This window comes from Stenotrophomonas sp. YJH_SMC_53 (assembly GCF_059369995.1).
The window spans coordinates 13,225-28,127 of the sequence record NZ_JCAFTF010000015.1; the positions used below are offsets into that span (position 1 = coordinate 13,225).

General features: G+C 68.7%; 13 protein-coding genes. 7 read left to right on the top strand and 6 right to left on the bottom strand.

What is annotated here, in order from left to right:
• The first annotated feature begins 31 nt into the window (after window positions 1–31).
• Together AC5P7X_RS18470 and AC5P7X_RS18475 are read left to right on the top strand one after the other, a co-directional pair.
• Window positions 32–2,692 (top strand): ATP-binding protein, encoded by a 2,661-nt coding sequence (locus tag AC5P7X_RS18470; RefSeq protein WP_053500336.1) that lies wholly within the window; start codon window positions 32–34, stop codon window positions 2,690–2,692.
• The gene (locus tag AC5P7X_RS18475; protein ID WP_005420506.1) at window positions 2,673–3,386 is read left to right on the top strand and encodes a response regulator transcription factor; all 714 of its coding nucleotides are present in this window, start codon (window positions 2,673–2,675) and stop codon (window positions 3,384–3,386) included. The genes AC5P7X_RS18470 and AC5P7X_RS18475 overlap by 20 nt, the downstream gene beginning before the upstream one ends.
• Window positions 3,387–3,464: 78 nt before the next feature.
• Here AC5P7X_RS18475 and AC5P7X_RS18480 read toward each other — a convergent pair whose 3' ends face one another.
• The 3 genes from AC5P7X_RS18480 to coaBC are packed head-to-tail and all read right to left on the bottom strand — an operon-like array spanning window position 3,465 to window position 7,585.
• The gene (locus tag AC5P7X_RS18480) at window positions 3,465–5,813 is read right to left on the bottom strand and encodes a phosphomannomutase/phosphoglucomutase (RefSeq protein ID WP_053499476.1); all 2,349 of its coding nucleotides are present in this window, start codon (window positions 5,811–5,813) and stop codon (window positions 3,465–3,467) included.
• A 12-nt stretch (window positions 5,814–5,825) separates the two neighbouring features.
• Window positions 5,826–6,299, bottom strand: coding sequence for a dUTP diphosphatase (gene dut / locus AC5P7X_RS18485; RefSeq protein WP_005420510.1), 474 nt, complete (start codon window positions 6,297–6,299; stop codon window positions 5,826–5,828).
• Window positions 6,296–7,585, bottom strand: a complete 1,290-nt coding sequence (coaBC, locus tag AC5P7X_RS18490) for a bifunctional phosphopantothenoylcysteine decarboxylase/phosphopantothenate--cysteine ligase CoaBC (protein WP_005420512.1) — start codon at window positions 7,583–7,585, stop codon at window positions 6,296–6,298. The genes dut and coaBC overlap by 4 nt, the downstream gene beginning before the upstream one ends.
• 199 nt (window positions 7,586–7,784) lie before the next feature.
• On the opposite strand from coaBC, the gene AC5P7X_RS18495 reads away from it, so the two are divergent.
• The 4 genes from AC5P7X_RS18495 to AC5P7X_RS18510 all read left to right on the top strand — a co-directional run bounded on the left by AC5P7X_RS18495 (window position 7,785) and on the right by AC5P7X_RS18510 (window position 11,898).
• Window positions 7,785–8,411: a response regulator gene (locus AC5P7X_RS18495; RefSeq protein ID WP_005420514.1), complete on the top strand. Its 627-nt coding sequence runs from the start codon at window positions 7,785–7,787 to the stop codon at window positions 8,409–8,411.
• Between the two features lie 70 nt (window positions 8,412–8,481).
• Window positions 8,482–9,186 (top strand): RadC family protein, encoded by a 705-nt coding sequence (radC, locus tag AC5P7X_RS18500; protein ID WP_014035697.1) that lies wholly within the window; start codon window positions 8,482–8,484, stop codon window positions 9,184–9,186.
• A gap of 114 nt (window positions 9,187–9,300) precedes the next feature.
• On the top strand, window positions 9,301–10,989 hold the full coding sequence (gene argS / locus AC5P7X_RS18505; protein WP_005420518.1) for an arginine--tRNA ligase: 1,689 nt from the start codon (window positions 9,301–9,303) through the stop codon (window positions 10,987–10,989).
• A 21-nt stretch (window positions 10,990–11,010) separates the two neighbouring features.
• A complete protein-coding gene (locus AC5P7X_RS18510; RefSeq protein ID WP_495215246.1) occupies window positions 11,011–11,898 on the top strand; it encodes an SPOR domain-containing protein in 888 nt (295 codons plus the stop codon).
• Between the two features lie 127 nt (window positions 11,899–12,025).
• Here the strand turns inward: AC5P7X_RS18510 and AC5P7X_RS18515 are convergent, their stop codons facing one another.
• Both AC5P7X_RS18515 and AC5P7X_RS18520 read right to left on the bottom strand, forming a co-directional pair.
• Entirely contained in the window at window positions 12,026–12,778 is a 753-nt protein-coding gene (locus AC5P7X_RS18515) for an SDR family NAD(P)-dependent oxidoreductase (RefSeq protein ID WP_005420523.1), read from the bottom strand.
• Between the two features lie 87 nt (window positions 12,779–12,865).
• Window positions 12,866–13,354: a hypothetical protein gene (locus tag AC5P7X_RS18520; RefSeq protein ID WP_495215247.1), complete on the bottom strand. Its 489-nt coding sequence runs from the start codon at window positions 13,352–13,354 to the stop codon at window positions 12,866–12,868.
• A gap of 84 nt (window positions 13,355–13,438) precedes the next feature.
• On the opposite strand from AC5P7X_RS18520, the gene AC5P7X_RS18525 reads away from it, so the two are divergent.
• Window positions 13,439–13,906: a YehS family protein gene (locus AC5P7X_RS18525; protein WP_005420526.1), complete on the top strand. Its 468-nt coding sequence runs from the start codon at window positions 13,439–13,441 to the stop codon at window positions 13,904–13,906.
• Here the strand turns inward: AC5P7X_RS18525 and AC5P7X_RS18530 are convergent.
• Window positions 13,875–14,762, bottom strand: a complete 888-nt coding sequence (locus tag AC5P7X_RS18530) for a LysR family transcriptional regulator (RefSeq protein WP_329843256.1) — start codon at window positions 14,760–14,762, stop codon at window positions 13,875–13,877. The genes AC5P7X_RS18525 and AC5P7X_RS18530 overlap by 32 nt on opposite strands.
• Window positions 14,763–14,903 lie beyond the last annotated feature (141 nt).

Here is a 14,903-nt window from a genome sequence, read left to right on the forward strand (position 1 = left end):
GCGCACAATGGTGGCCATGACAGCGGCCCCCATGACTGATGCACGTACCCGCCAGGCCGATGCCCTGGTTGAAGGCCTGCAACGCGAAGCCGGCGGCAAGCTGACCGTGTTCCTCGGTGCGGCGCCGGGCGTGGGCAAGACCTACGCCATGCTGACCCGCGCGCAGGAACAGCTGCGCCGCGGCGTCGACCTGGTGGTGGGCCTGGTGGAAACCCATGGACGCACCGATACCCAGGCGCTGCTGGAGGGCCTGCCGCAGCTGCCGCTGAAGGACGTGGCCTATCACGGCCATGCCCTGCAGGAGATGGACCTGGATGCCGTGCTGGCACGGCATCCAGCGTTGGTACTGGTGGACGAACTGGCCCATCGCAATGCACCGGGCAGCCGCCATGAGCGGCGCTGGCAGGATGTGATGGAGCTGCTGGACGCCGGCATCGACGTCTGGACCACGGTCAACATCCAGCATCTGGAAAGCCTCAACGACGTGGTGATGCGGATCACCGGCGTGCGCGTCAGCGAGACCGTGCCCGACGGCGTGCTCGACCGCCTGCACGACATCGTGCTGGTCGATCTGCCGCCGCGCGAACTGATCGCGCGCCTGCAGCAGGGCAAGGTCTATGTGCCCGAACAAGCCGCACAGGCCCTGCAGGCGTTCTTCTCGCCGGCCAACCTGACCGCGCTGCGCGAACTGGCGATGCAGGAAGCCGCCGACCGCGTCGACAGCAGCCTGCGCGAAACCCGCGCCGCGCGTGGCGAAGGCAATCTGCCCCTGCGTCGCGGCGTTCTGGTGGCCATCGACGGGGGCGGCCAGAGCGAATACCTGGTGCGGGTGGCGCGGCGCATCGCAGAGCGCCGCGACGCACCGTGGACGGTAGTGACCGTGCAGGGCCGGCGCCAGGACGAGGCGACCCGGCGCGAGATCGATGCGGCCTTTGCGCTGGCAAGGCGGCTGGGCGGCGACGCCGAACTGCTGCATGGATCGAGCATTGCCGATGCCCTGCTCGACCATGCCGCACACAACGGCGTGTCGACCCTGGTGCTGGGCCGTACCCGCGAACGTCCACTGGCACGGATGTTCAACCGCACCCTGACCCAGCAGCTGATCCAGCGTGGCGCGCATTACGAGATCACCATCATCAGCACGCCGCAGGCACGCGCACGCTCGCGCCGCGAGAGCCTGCTGCCGCCGATGCGCGGCATCAGCTACGAGCCTGCACAAGCCCTGATCGCGACCGCATTGGCCTGTGCGGTGGCGTGGCTGGCCGAACACTGGGTGGGCATGGCCGACCTGTCGATGGTGTTCATCGTCGCGGTGGTACTGGTGGCTGCACGCACGCGCGCCAGCGTGGCGGTGATGGCCGCGATCCTGTGTTTCCTCGCCTACAACTTCCTGTTCATCGCGCCGCGCTTCACCTTCGCCATCGGTGCACGCCAGGGCGTGATCACCGTTTTCCTGTTCCTGGCCGCGGCACTGGTGGCCGGGCGCCTGGCCTCGCGCCTGCGCATGCAGGTCATCGCGCTGCGTGCGGCCAACCGCCATGCGCGCGCGCGCCAGCAGCTGGGACGCCAGCTGGCCAGCGCGGCCGGCAACGGCGAGGTGGCACAGGCGGGCCGGCATGCGCTGGAGCAGGCCCTGGACGTGCCGGCGTGGCTGCGGATCGGCACCGATACCGCCGCCGGCGGCCGCAGCCAGCCCGGCGATACCGACCTGGCTGCCGCCGACTGGGCGCTGCGCCACGGCCAGCCCAGCGGGCGTTTCACCGATACCCTGGCCGGCGCGCAATGGTGGTTCCTGCCGCTGCTGGACGGCGAAGACCGTGCGATCGGCGTGGCCGGCCTGTACCTGCCCGGCGCACAGGCGCGCCTGCTGCCCGAGCAGCGGCAGCTGGCCGAAGCGATGGTCGATGACATCGCCCAGGCCGCGCTGCGCACGCGGCTGGTGGCGGAACTGGAGCAGGCGCACGTCAGCAACGAGACCGAGCGGCTGCGCTCGGCCCTGCTCTCCTCGGTGTCGCACGACCTGCGCTCGCCGCTGGCGGCGATGATCGGGTCGGCCGACAGCCTGGCCAGCTACGGTGCAGCGATGGATACCGCTGATCGCCGCGCCCTGCTGGACACCATCCTGGTCGAGGGCGAACGGCTGGACCGCTACATCCAGAACCTGCTGGACATGACCCGGCTCGGCCACGAAGGGCTGAAGATCAACCGCGACTGGATCGGCGTGGACGAGCTGATCGGCTCGGCGGCACGGCGCCTGCAGCGCTACCAGCCAAAGGTGCGGCTGGAGCTGGACATTCCAGCCACGCTGGCACCGATCTGGGTGCACCCGGCGCTGGTCGAACAGGCCGTGTTCAACGTGATGGAGAACGCGGCCAAGTTCTCGCCGCCCGACGCCGCCGTGCAGGTACAGGCGCGCGAGCTGGACGGCCAGCTGCGCATCGACGTGATCGACGCCGGCCCCGGCATTCCCGATGACGAGCGCGCGCGCATCTTCGACATGTTCTACAGCGTCGAGCGCGGTGACCGAGGCCGCCACGGCACCGGCCTGGGCCTGACCATCTGCCAGGGCATGATCGGCGCACATGGCGGCAGCGTGCAGGCGCTGCCCGGACGCGACGGTCGCGGTACCCTGATCCGCATCACCCTGCCCCTGCTCAAGCCAGCCTCCCACGATGAGCCCGACCCCGATTGATGCCAGCGTGCCGGCCGCACGCGTGCTGGTGATCGATGATGAAACCCAGATCCGCCGGTTCCTGGACATCAGCCTGCGCGCGCAGGGCTACCAGGTGCGGCAGGCCGCCACCGGCCAGGAAGGCCTGCAGCTGGCCGCCAGCGAGGACATGGACCTGGTGATCCTGGATATCGGCCTGCCGGACATGGAAGGCCACGAGGTCCTGGAACAGCTGCGCCAGTGGAGCCAGGTGCCGGTGATCATGCTGACCGTGCGCGCCGGCGAAGCCGAGAAGGTGCGCGCACTGGATACCGGCGCCAACGACTACGTGACCAAGCCGTTCGGCACGCAGGAACTGATGGCGCGCGTGCGGGCGCTGCTGCGCACGCGCAGCGTGCCGACCGATGGCACGCCGCCGGTGTTCGACGATGGCCACCTGCACGTGGACCTGGTGCGTCGCGAAGTCGCCCTGCAGGGTGAGCCGGTGGCGTTGACCCGCAAGGAATACGCGCTGCTGTCGCTGCTGCTGCGCAATGCCGGACGGGTGGTGACCCAGCCGCAGATCCTGCAGGAGATCTGGGGGCCGACCCACCAGCACGACACTCACTACCTGCGCATCCTGGTCGGCAAGCTGCGGCACAAGCTGGGCGATTCGGCGCTGGATTCGCGCTACCTGTTCACCGAGCCGGGCGTGGGGTTGCGGTTCAAGGGGTGAGGGTGTGTCGACCAGGGTCGACACCTACCAAGAGCGGGCAAGGCGTGCCGACCAACGGTCGGCACCCACCAGGATCGGTCAGAACCCCAGCGGGGTGTCGCCCAGCACTGGTTGCAGCTGGCTGCGGAACAGGGCCTGGATGCGTTCCAGTGCCGCCTCGTCGTTGCCTTCGAAGCGCAGCACCAGCACCGGCGTGGTATTGGAGGCACGCACCAGGCCCCAGCCATCGGCGAAGTCCACGCGCAGCCCGTCGATGGTCGACAGGCGGCCACCCACATACGGGTTGTCCGGGGACTGCGCCGCCGCCACCAGCATCGCCACCAAGGCATGCGGCGTCCCGTCGGCCACCGGTACCTTCAGCTCCGGCGTGGCGACCATTTCCGGCAGCTCGCCCAGCACCTCGCCCGGCGTTTCCTCGCGCTGGGCCAGGATCTCCAGCAATCGCGCAGCGGCGTACAGACCGTCGTCGAAACCGAACCAGCGTTCCTTGAAGAAGAAGTGGCCGCTCATCTCGCCGGCCAGCTCGGCATCGGTCTCGCGCATCTTCGCCTTCATCAGCGAATGCCCGGTCTTCCACATCAGCGGGCTGCCACCGTTGCGCAACACGTGGTCTGACAGCTTGCCGGTGCACTTCACGTCGTAGATCACCATCGCGCCCGGATTGCGCATCAACACATCGGCAGCAAACAGCATCAGCAGGCGATCGGCGTAGATGATCCGGCCTTCGCCGGTCACCACGCCCAGCCGGTCGCCGTCGCCATCGAAGGCAACGCCGAGATCGGCGCCAAAGCGCTTGACCGTCTGCACCAGGTCTTCCAGGTTGGCCGGTTCGCTCGGGTCGGGATGATGGTTGGGGAAGGTACCGTCGACATCGCAGTACAGCGGGATGACGTCGGCGCCGATCGCTTCCAGCAGCTGCGGCGCCAGTGCGCCGGCCACGCCATTGCCGGCATCGGCCACGACCTTCAGCGGACGGTCCAGCTGCACGTCATCGGCGATGCGCTGGATGTAGTCGGCACTGACATCGCGCTGCTGGTAGTCGCCCGGCTCGGCGGCCTGCACCAGGCGGCCCTCGACGATGCGCTGGTAAAGATCGGTGATGGCATCGCCGGACAGCGTCTCGCCGCCGATGACCACCTTGAAGCCGTTGTACTCGGGCGGGTTATGACTGCCGGTGACTGCCACGCAGGTGCCGGTACGCAGATGGAAGGCGGCGTAGTACACGACCGGAGTCGGTGCCAGGCCGATGTCGATCACCGCGCAACCGGCGCGCCTCAGGCCCTCGGCCAACCCTGCGGCCAGTTCCGGGCCGGACAGGCGGCCATCGCGACCGATCACCACCTCGCGCAGGCCCTGCTCCAGTGCCACGGTGCCGATGGCCTGGCCGATCAGCGCCGCGGTCTTCGGTGTCAGTTCACTGCCCACCACGCCGCGGATGTCATAAGCACGGAAGATGCCGGCGGCCAGCTCTTCAGCGGGCACTGGCGGTGGCGGCGGTGGCGCGGCATCGCCACTGCCGGTCACAGCGGCCTCGGGTGGCGGCGCCTGCTGCAGGCTCTCGCTCAGGGTCGGGCCATGGTCGGCCTCGGACGCTGCGGCGCGGCGCGGCAAGGGCAGCGACTTCGGCAGTCGGTCACGTCCCACCACCAGCAACACGGCAATGAACGCCAGCAGCAACGCCACAATGGCGCTGGCCAGCGCGCCCAGGCCCAGCGGACCGGCGTCGACATTCGGCACCGACGCGACCAGCCGCAACGGTGTGCCTGCAACCGGGCGCGCAAGGGCTTCCGCACTTTCGGCCAGGCCCGCGTCGCCCTGGGTGACCAGATCGAAGCCGCCCTGGCGCAGGCCAAGGAAGCCGGCGGACGGCGCGCGCACCTGGTCCAGCGGCGAGGTCAGCCGCAGCAGCGGTTGGCGCACATAGATCACGGCCGGCCCCAAGCTGCCCAGCTGCACCGGCGCGGCCAGGCCCAGGCGATTGCCGCCGCCGTCGCGGACCACGCGCAGGCTGGGCCTGGCCTCGGCCAGCGCAGCTTCCAGCAGGGCCAGGCGTGCATACCCGAAGGTGGCCGGATCGGCATAGGCGTTGGCCAGATCGGCCGTCAGCACCTCGACCTGCTCAACTCCGGTCCAGCTCTCGCGCACGGCCAGCGCCGCCGCAGCGGCATCGCCGGCCTGCAGCGCCTGCTGCACGCGATCGTTCTTCAACTGCTGCTGCAGCTGCTGCAACTGGCCTGCAGCGGCCTGCTGCAGGCCCTGCACAGCCTGGTCACGCGCTTCTTCCAGCGCCTGCCCGTTGGCCTCCTGCCGCCATTGCTGCACCGCGCTCCATCCGAACCAGCCGGCCAACAGGATCAACAGCACCCCCAGTAGAGGTGCACTGCGACCCAACGACCGTCCCCGCTGTCCTTCCCCGATGCCGCTCATCGATGTCCCCTGTCAACGCACCCCGGTATGGCCGAATCCACCCGTGCCCCGCACGCTGTCGGTGAAAGTATCCACCACCTGCAGGCTGACGCGGGCAATCGGAACCACCACCAGCTGCGCGATGCGATCGCCGGGCTCGATGGTGAAGGCCTCGCGGCCACGGTTCCAGACGCTGATCAGCAGCGGCCCCTGGTAGTCGGCATCGATCAGGCCGGTGCCGTTGCCCAGCACGATGCCATGCCGATGGCCCAGCCCGGAACGCGGCAGGATCACCGCGCACAGGTTCGGGTCGGCAATGTGGATGGCCAAGCCGCTGGGCACCAGCGCGGTGTCGCCCGGCTGCAGGGTCAGCGCGGTATCCAGCGCCGCGCGCAGGTCCATGCCGGCGCTGGCTTCGGTGGCGTAGGCCGGCAGCGGCCAGCTGTCGCCGAAGCGCGGATCGAGCAGCTTGACCTGCAGCGGTTGGGAAAGGGATGCCTGGGTCATGCCTGGAGTCTCCGCGCGATCAGCGCCAGCAATTGTTCGGCCAGTTCGCGCTTGGAGGTGGCCGGGAATACCTGTTCACCGTCCTGCCAGAAGGCCGTGGCGGCATTGTTGTCGCTCTCGAAACCACCGCCACTGATGCCGACCTGGTTGGCGATCACCAGGTCCAGGCGCTTGTCGATCAGCTTGCCGCGAGCATATTTCTCCACGTCATGGGTCTCGGCGGCAAAGCCGACCACCAACTTCAGCGACTGCGTCTGCGCGGCGACTTCGGCCAGGATGTCCGGCGTGCGCACCAGCTCGATCACCAGCGACTGGCTGTCGGCGGTCTTCTTCAGCTTCTGCGCGGCGACCTGGCGCGGGGTGTAGTCGGACACTGCGGCGGCACCGATATAGATGTCGGCGGGCAGCGACTTCAGTACGGCATCGCGCATCTGCGCGGCCGAGCGCACATCGATGCGCTGCACGCCCGGCGGCGTCGGCAGCTGGACCGGGCCACTGACCAGCACCACCTGCGCGCCCAGCGCGGCGGCGGCGGCGGCCAGGGCGAAGCCCATCTTGCCGCTGCTGCGGTTGCCGACGTAGCGCACCGGATCGATGTCTTCGTAGGTCGGGCCGGCACTGATCAGCAGGCGCAACCCCTGCAGGGCACGGGTTTCCGGCGCGGCAACCGTCGCAACGACCCCGCCATTGGTCGCCAGCGCGGCCACGATGTCGCCCGGTTCGGCCAGCCGACCGGGGCCGGATTCACCTTCGGCCAGCGGGCCATCGACCGGGCCGATCACCTGCGCACCGCGCTGGCGCAGCAGGGCGATGTTGGCCTGGGTAGCCGGATGCAGCCACATCCGGTGGTTCATTGCCGGGCAGATCGTCAGCGGTGCGGTGCTGGCCAGACACAGGGTGCTGACCAGGTCATCGGCATGGCCCTGGGCCAGCCGCGCCAGCAGATCGGCGGTACCCGGCGCGACCACGATGCGGTCGGCCCAGCGGGCCAGCTCGATGTGGCCCATGGCCTGCTCGGCGGCGCTGTCCCACAGCGTGGTGCGGGTCGGCTGCCCGGACAGGGCCTGGAAGCTGAGGGGGGTGACGAACTGCTGGGCGCCGGCGGTCATCGCCACCTGCACCTGGGCGCCCGCGTCACGCAGGCGCCGCACCAGCTCCAGGGCCTTGTAGGCCGCGATCCCGCCTCCGACGCACAACAGCAGTTTCTGGCCTTCCAGCGCGCGGGCCGGCGCGGGGGAAGCGTTGGGGGAGTCAGCCACCTGGAATTCCTGTGCAAACGAGGGCATTAGCTTACCCGATGGTCGGTAATGTCCCGGTGCACAGCGCACATAGCGGGCGGCTATCAGCAGATGGGACTTGCACCACAACGCTTCCGGGGTTCAAGACACCGCGATTCGGAACTTTCCTATACCTGTAGGCCGGCCACGTTTGCAGAATCGTCAGTGGCCACCGCTGGTGTGCCGCTTCGCTTTTCGAGGATCCCGCGTGCACCCGCGCATCATCATCGCCGACGACCATCCCGTCGTCCTGCACGGCATCCGCATCGTGCTGCAGACCCATCTGATGGAGGTCGTCGGCAGCGCGCGTGACGGCGCCCAGCTGCTGCAGCTGGTCGTGCACCACGGCTGCGACGCGGTACTGACCGACCTCTCCATGCCGGGTACCGGCCCGGATGGCCCGGAACTGATCGCTGAGCTGCGCGCACGCCACCCGGGCCTGCCCGTGGTGGTGCTCACCGGCGCCCGTCACCCCGGCCTGCTCGATGGCCTGCTGCGTGAAGGTGTCAGTGGCCTGGTCGACAAGTGCGCCGATTTCGGCGAGTTGCCGCAGGCCCTGAACGCAGCCATGGCCGGGCAGGTGTTCGTCTCGCAGCAGTTGCGCCATCACCTGCAGGCGCGCGACCTGATGTTCGCGCGTGAACCGGCGGCGCTGTCGGCCCGCGAACAGGAAGTGCTGGACCTGTTGGCCGCCGGGCTGAAAGTGAACGCCATCGCCGTCCACTGCGGCCGCAGCCCGAAAACGATCAGCCGGCAGAAGGCCGAAGCCAAGCGCAAGCTGGGGCTGCAGAACAACCAGGAGCTGTTCGCCTATCTGCAGTCGCGACGCGACTGAGGCAACAGCCTACCCGGGCGTGCGCACTGCCCTGATGGGACGCATTACCCGCGCTGGCGATGATGCAGGCATGCCCATCCATGACTGGCCCGAGCAGGAACGTCCCCGCGAGAAGCTGATCGCCCGCGGCCCCGCCACGTTGTCCGACGCAGAGCTGCTGGCGCTGTTCCTCGGCTCTGGCTTCGGTGGACGCGACGCGGTGCAGACCGCCCGCGACCTGTTGCAGGCGCATGGCCCCCTGCGCGTGCTGCTGGACCGCCCGGCCCGCGAGCTGGCCCGGTTGCCGGGGCTGGGGCCGGCACGAAGCTGTGCCCTGGCCGCCGGCCTGGAACTGGCCCATCGCTACCTGGCCGCCGAGCTTCAGCAGGGCGAGGCGGTCGGCAACAACCCAGCCGCGGTCGGCCGCTACCTGCAGCACCGCCTGCGCGGCCAGGCCCGCGAGATCTTCATGGCGCTGTTCCTGGACAACCGCCACCGGCTGATCGCCTGCGAGGAACTGTTCCAGGGCACCATCAATGCCGCCCCGGTCTACCCCCGCGAGGTGGTGCGGCGAGCCCTGCTGCACAATGCGGCAGCGGTGATCCTCAGCCACAACCACCCCTCCGGCGACCCGGAACCCTCCGGCGCCGATACCCGGATCACCGATGAACTGCAGCAGGCGCTGGCACTGGTGGACGTACGCCTGCTGGACCACTTCGTGGTCGGCGAAGGCCGCCCCGTTTCATTTGCTGAACGGGGCCTGCTGTCCCCGCCCCAGCCACGCCTGTTCGGCTGAGCGGGCCTGACCAGGGCCGGGCAGATCCCCCCCACAGGCATGTTCTGGTCAGCGTGGGCGCGGGTATCTGCGCTAAAATGGGCGATTCCGCCGCTCATTCTCACAGCAGGCCTCGTGAAAAATCTCCTCCGCGCCCTGATCAGCCAAGGCATCGAAGCCTTGCGCGCCAATGGCACCCTGCCCGCCGACTCCCTGCCGCCGGACTTCGTGGTCGAGCGCCCGAAGACCCGTGACCATGGCGACTTCGCCACCAACGCCGCGATGCTGCTGGCCAAGGCCGCGCGCAGCAATCCGCGCGCACTGGCTCAGGCGCTGGTCGAGGCGCTTCCGCGCAGCGAGGACGTCAGCAAGGTCGAGATCGCCGGCCCCGGCTTCATCAACTTCCACCTGGCTCCGGCTGCATACCAGCGCGAAGCCGCGTCGGTCATCAAGGAAGCCCACGACTACGGCCGCAACCTGTCCGGCAATGGCCGCACGGTGGGCGTAGAGTACGTGTCGGCCAACCCGACCGGCCCGCTGCATGTTGGCCATGGCCGCGCGGCGGCGATCGGCGACTGCGTGGCCCGCGTGCTCGACGCCAACGGCTGGAACGCCAAGCGCGAGTTCTACTACAACGACGCCGGCGTGCAGATCGAGAACCTGGCGCTGTCGGTGCAGGCCCGCGTGAAGGGCATTGCGCCGGACCAAGAAGGCTGGCCGGAAGGCGGCTACCGCGGTGAGTACATCGCCGATGTTGCCCGCGCCTACATGGCCGGCGCCAGCGTTGACCTGGAAGGCACGCTGGTGGTCGGCGCCAAGGACCCGGACGACATGCAGGCGATCCGTCGCTTCGCCGTGGCCTACCTGCGCAACGAGCAGAACCTGGACCTGGCCGCCTTCGGCGTCGACTTCGACATCTACTTCCTGGAAAGCTCGCTGTACGCCGATGGCAAGGTCGCCGAGGCCGTGGCCAAGCTGCAGGCCTCCGGGCACACCTACGAGGAAGGCGGCGCGTTGTGGCTGCGCAGCACCGATTTCGGTGACGACAAGGACCGCGTGATGCGCAAGTCCGACGGCACCTTCACCTACTTCGTACCGGACGTGGCCTACCACCTGTCCAAGTGGCAGCGCGGCTACGAGCGCGCGATCACCGAACTGGGTGCCGATCACCACGGCTCGCTGGCGCGCGTACGCGCCGGCCTGCAGGCGCTGGAAGTGGGCATCCCGCAGGGCTGGCCGGAATACGTGCTGCACCAGATGGTCACCGTCATGCGCGGCGGCGAGGAAGTGAAGCTGTCCAAGCGTGCCGGCAGCTATTTCACCCTGCGCGACCTGATCGAGGAGGCCGGCCGCGATGCGACCCGCTGGTTCCTGATCGCGCGCAAGCCCGATTCGCAGCTGACCTTCGACATCGACCTGGCCCGCCAGCAGAGCAACGACAATCCGGTGTTCTACGTGCAGTACGCGCACGCCCGCGTCTGCAGCCTGCTGCGCCAGGCCCAGGAAAAGGGCCTTGTGTACGAGCAGGGCAATGGCCTGGCCAATCTGGGCCGCCTGGCCGACGATGCCTCGCTGGGGCTGATGAACGAGATCTCGCGGTATCCGGAAGTGGTGGAAGCGGCCGGCGTGGCGCTGGAGCCGCACCTGGTGGCGCAGTACCTGCGTGAATTGGCGCATGCCTTCCACACGTGGTATCACGGGACGCCGGTGCTGGTGGACGACGCCACCGATCGCAACGCCAAGCTGACCCTGGCCTGCGCGGCGCGCCAGGTGCTGGCCAACGGCCTCGAACTCCTGGGCGTGAGTGCCCCGGAAAAAATGTAAGCATCAGGAGACGCAGTACACATGGCAGCACGACGCGGCAAAACCCAGGCACGACGCAACAGCAGCAGCCAGGGCACCCCCGGATGGGTGTGGCTGGTGGCCGGTGTGGCGATCGCCGCCGTGGTGTTCCTGGCGGCGCCGAACCTGTTCAAGGGCGAAGGCGATGGCTTCCTGCGTGCCGGTCCGCAGCCGAACCCGAACGCGCAGCCGGCCCCGGTCGCTGATGCCGACAGCGATGTCGGCAGCCAGCCGGCCGCGCAGCCGGCCACGTCGAAGCCGGCCGAACCGGAGAAGCCCGCCGCGACGCAGTACGACTTCTACACCCTGCTGCCGGGCAAGGAAGTGGAAATGTCCGACGCCGAACTGGCCGCCAGCGCGCGCGCCGAGGATCAGCGCCGGGCCAAGGCCGAAGCGTCGCGCGCGCAGGCCGCGCTGGAGGGCAAGCCGGTACCGCCGGCCAGTACGGCCACGCCGGCACCGACCGCAACGGCCAGCGTCGCAAGCACCGCGCCGGTAACCGCGACCAACCTTCCGTTGCCGGCACCGCTGAGCGAGCGCCCGGCCGCGGCAACCCCGTCGGCCAGCACGGCGGCCGCCACTCCGGCGTCGCGCGCGGAAAGCGCGCCCGCCGCATCGGCACCGCCGGCATCCGCAGCTGCACCGGCGGCCGCCGACAACGCCCGCTACATCCTGCAGGCAGGAGCCTTTGGGGCTTCCGGTGACGCCGAAGCCACCAAGGCCAAGCTGGCCATGATGGGCCTGGCGGCACGCGTGGAGTCGGCGCAGATCAACGGCAAGACCGTGTACCGCGTGCGCATGGGCCCGTACGGCAGTGCCGGCGAGTTGTCCGAAGCCAAGCAGAAGCTGGATGGCACCGGCCTGCAGGCGATGGCGATCAAGGCGCAGTAAGCCTGCCGATGTGAATGAAAAAGCCGGGCAGTGCCCGGCTTTCTTGTTTCTGTAGAGCCGAGCCATGCTCGGCTGAATCCAGACGAAGCCGAGCATAGGCTCGGCTCTACAGGACCCGCAAAGCAGGTCAGCCCTCGCGGGCGACCTGGAATCCGGCAAACGACTGGCTGACCGGCATCAGCTCCAGCCGGTTGATGTTCAGGTGCGGCGGCAGGCTGGCCACCCAGAAGATCTGCTCGGCGATGTCTTCGGCGGTCATCGGGTTGGCGCCGCTGTAGAGCTTGTCCGAGGCGTTCTGGTCGCCATGGGTACGTACCACGGTGAATTCGGTTTCGGCCATGCCCGGCTCGATCGTGGTCACGCGCACGCCGGTGCCGTGCAGGTCCGAACGCAGGCCCAGCGAGAACTGACTGACGAAGGCCTTGGTGCCACCGTAGGCGTTGCCACCCGGGTACGGGTAGACGCCGGCCACCGACGAGATGTTGATGATCGCGCCCTTGCGCTCCACCAGCTGCGGCAGCAGCCGGTGGGTCAGGGTCACCAGCGCGGTGATGTTGGTGTCGATCATCGTGGTCCAGTCCGACAGCGTGGCGCTCTGTGCCGGCGCGGTGCCCTGCGCCAGGCCAGCGTTGTTGACCAGCAGGTCGATCTCGCCAAAGGCCGGCGGCAGCGCCAGCAGGGCCGCCTCCATCGCCACCGCATCGCGGATGTCGAAGGCGGCGGCGTGCACCACGTCCTTGCCGTAGCGCTCGACCAGCGGCTGCAAGCGTTCGCTGCGGCGGCCCGTGGCGATCACTTTCCAGCCGGCCTGGGCGAAGCGGTGGACGGCGGCGGCGCCGAAGCCGGACGTGGCGCCGGTAATCAGGACAGTGCGGGTCATCAGGCAACTCCAGGGGGAAAAACCGGACGCCCATTCTGGCATTCCCGGCCCGTCCTGAGTTGCCCGCCGTCCAGCCGTCCCCCCGGCTCAACGCACGCGAAACACTCTGGCCTTGGGCAGGTCTTCGTCGACCTGCAGGAACCAGCGCCCGGCAATTCCTGGAACAACGGCGATCTGCGGCGACTGCAACACCTTGCGCAGCTTCATCTGTCCCTTCATCACCTGCCATTGCTGGCCGTTATCAAGGGTGAACAGCGTGCCGGGCTGCCAGCCTGCGACCTCTCCGACTACACGGGCACTGACCGGCTCGTCATCCAGGCCCAGATGCATTGCTGCCGGTGCCGGCACATTGGCAGGCAGCGGCGCAGCGACCGGGGCCACCACTGCCGTCGACGCAGCGGTCGTGCTCTCTGCCTCGCGCAGTACCCGGTTCAACGCCTGCAACTGCGCTGGACTGAGCCCGACCTCGGCCAGTTGGGATGCACTGAGGCGCCGCTCGACGGGTACGAAGCGGTCCTGGGCGAAGGCAGCGAAGCTGCCGGCGAGCAGTAGTGCGGAAAACAGATACCGGCGCATGCAAGGGTCCCAGCGAACGAGTGCTCACGATGCTGCAGTTCGATGACACTCCGGTGACACGCCAGGGGCCGGTACAATTGGGCCATGATCAACAATGATGTCCTGCGCAGCGTGCGCTACTCCCTGGACCTGGGTGACCAGCACGTGGTCGCCCTGTGCCAGATGGCCGACCCGGCCTTTGCCGTGGATACCGGGCAGGTGAAGGCCTGGCTGCGCCGCGAGGACGAAGCCGGTTTCGAGGCGATGAACGACAGCGCGCTGGCGCACTTCCTCGACGGCCTGATCGTGCACCTGCGTGGCCGCGACGAGAGCCAGCCGCAGCGCGCAGTGGAAACCCGTATCGACAACAACCTGGTGCTGAAGAAGCTGCGCGTGGCGTTCCAGCTGCGCGACGTGGACCTGATGGAGATCTTTGCCAGCGCAGGCTTCAATGTCTCCAAGTCGGAAGTGGGCGCGCTGTTCCGCCAACCCGGGCACGCCAACTACCGGCGTTGCCTGGACCAGATGCTGCGCAACTTCCTCAAGGGCCTGAGCCTGCGCCTGCGCGGTTGAGCACGGCGTCGACGAACGCCCGCGCCGCTGGTGTCGGCAGGCGCTGCCAGACCAGGTGCACGCGCCGGGTCGGGGTCGGCTGCAGCGGAATCTGCACCACGCCCTGAAACCCATCGGCGATCAATGCCGGCACGATGCCGACCGCCAACCCATGGCGGACGAAGCGCTCGACCAGTTCCATCAGGTTGACCTCGAAACGGACCGTGTGCGGCAGTCCGGCTGCGGCAAAAGCATCATCGGTCTGCCGGCGTGCGCCGGTGCCGCGCGGGAAGTCGACCAGTGCTTCATCCTGCAGTGCGGCCAATGGCAGCCGCTTGCGCCCGGCCAGCCGGTGCGATGGCGCCAGTACCGCCACCAGATCCTCCTCCTGCAGCACCTGATGGCAGACACCGTCCAGCGCTGCCGAAGGCGCCAGGCCGACCAGTGCCACATCCAGCGCGCGCGACTGTACCTGCGCGATCAGGTCCTCGCTCTTGTCCACGCGCAACTGGAACTCCACCTGCGGGTGCACGCGCTGGAAGGCCGCCAGCATCGTAACAACGTCGATTCCGGTCAGCGAGGAAATCTGCCCGATGGCCAGCAACCCACGCACTTCGCCACTGACGGCGGCCACGTCGGCGCGCAGGTGGCGCAGGCTGGCCAGCACCTGGCGTGCGTGCACCAGCAACGCCTCACCGGCGGCGGTGGCCCGCACCTGGCGCGGCAGGCGCTCGAACAGCGTGGCACCCAGTTCCTGTTCCAAGTGGGCGACCTGGTGGCTGAGCGCGGACTGCACCACGTGGCAGCGCTCGGCGGCACGGGTGAAATTGCCCTCCTCGGCCAGCGCCACGGCGAACTCGAGCTGCTTGAGGTTCATACAACTATCTTGTTTTCAGATGGCATGGATGATGATGATTCATTTCCATCATGCTCGCAGCAGGCGGACACTGTGCCCCCCGCTTCCTGGAACATCGCGTGAGCCCGTCCCTTCCCCCTCTGCACCGTTGGCAGGTGCTGC

What these genes read in the sequence shown, in the direction of transcription:
- AC5P7X_RS18470 (WP_053500336.1), top strand. Translation starts at nt 32, where the DNA reads ATGACTGATGCACGTACCCGCCAGGCCGATGCCCTGGTTGAAGGCCTG.
- dut (WP_005420510.1), bottom strand. Translation starts at nt 6,299, where the DNA reads ATGACCCAGGCATCCCTTTCCCAACCGCTGCAGGTCAAGCTGCTCGAT.
- coaBC (WP_005420512.1), bottom strand. Translation starts at nt 7,585, where the DNA reads ATGCCCTCGTTTGCACAGGAATTCCAGGTGGCTGACTCCCCCAACGCT.
- AC5P7X_RS18525 (WP_005420526.1), top strand. Translation starts at nt 13,439, where the DNA reads ATGATCAACAATGATGTCCTGCGCAGCGTGCGCTACTCCCTGGACCTG.
- AC5P7X_RS18510 (WP_495215246.1), top strand. Translation starts at nt 11,011, where the DNA reads ATGGCAGCACGACGCGGCAAAACCCAGGCACGACGCAACAGCAGCAGC.
- AC5P7X_RS18520 (WP_495215247.1), bottom strand. Translation starts at nt 13,354, where the DNA reads ATGCGCCGGTATCTGTTTTCCGCACTACTGCTCGCCGGCAGCTTCGCT.
- AC5P7X_RS18475 (WP_005420506.1), top strand. Translation starts at nt 2,673, where the DNA reads ATGAGCCCGACCCCGATTGATGCCAGCGTGCCGGCCGCACGCGTGCTG.
- AC5P7X_RS18530 (WP_329843256.1), bottom strand. Translation starts at nt 14,762, where the DNA reads ATGAACCTCAAGCAGCTCGAGTTCGCCGTGGCGCTGGCCGAGGAGGGC.
- AC5P7X_RS18515 (WP_005420523.1), bottom strand. Translation starts at nt 12,778, where the DNA reads ATGACCCGCACTGTCCTGATTACCGGCGCCACGTCCGGCTTCGGCGCC.
- AC5P7X_RS18480 (WP_053499476.1), bottom strand. Translation starts at nt 5,813, where the DNA reads ATGAGCGGCATCGGGGAAGGACAGCGGGGACGGTCGTTGGGTCGCAGT.
- radC (WP_014035697.1), top strand. Translation starts at nt 8,482, where the DNA reads ATGCCCATCCATGACTGGCCCGAGCAGGAACGTCCCCGCGAGAAGCTG.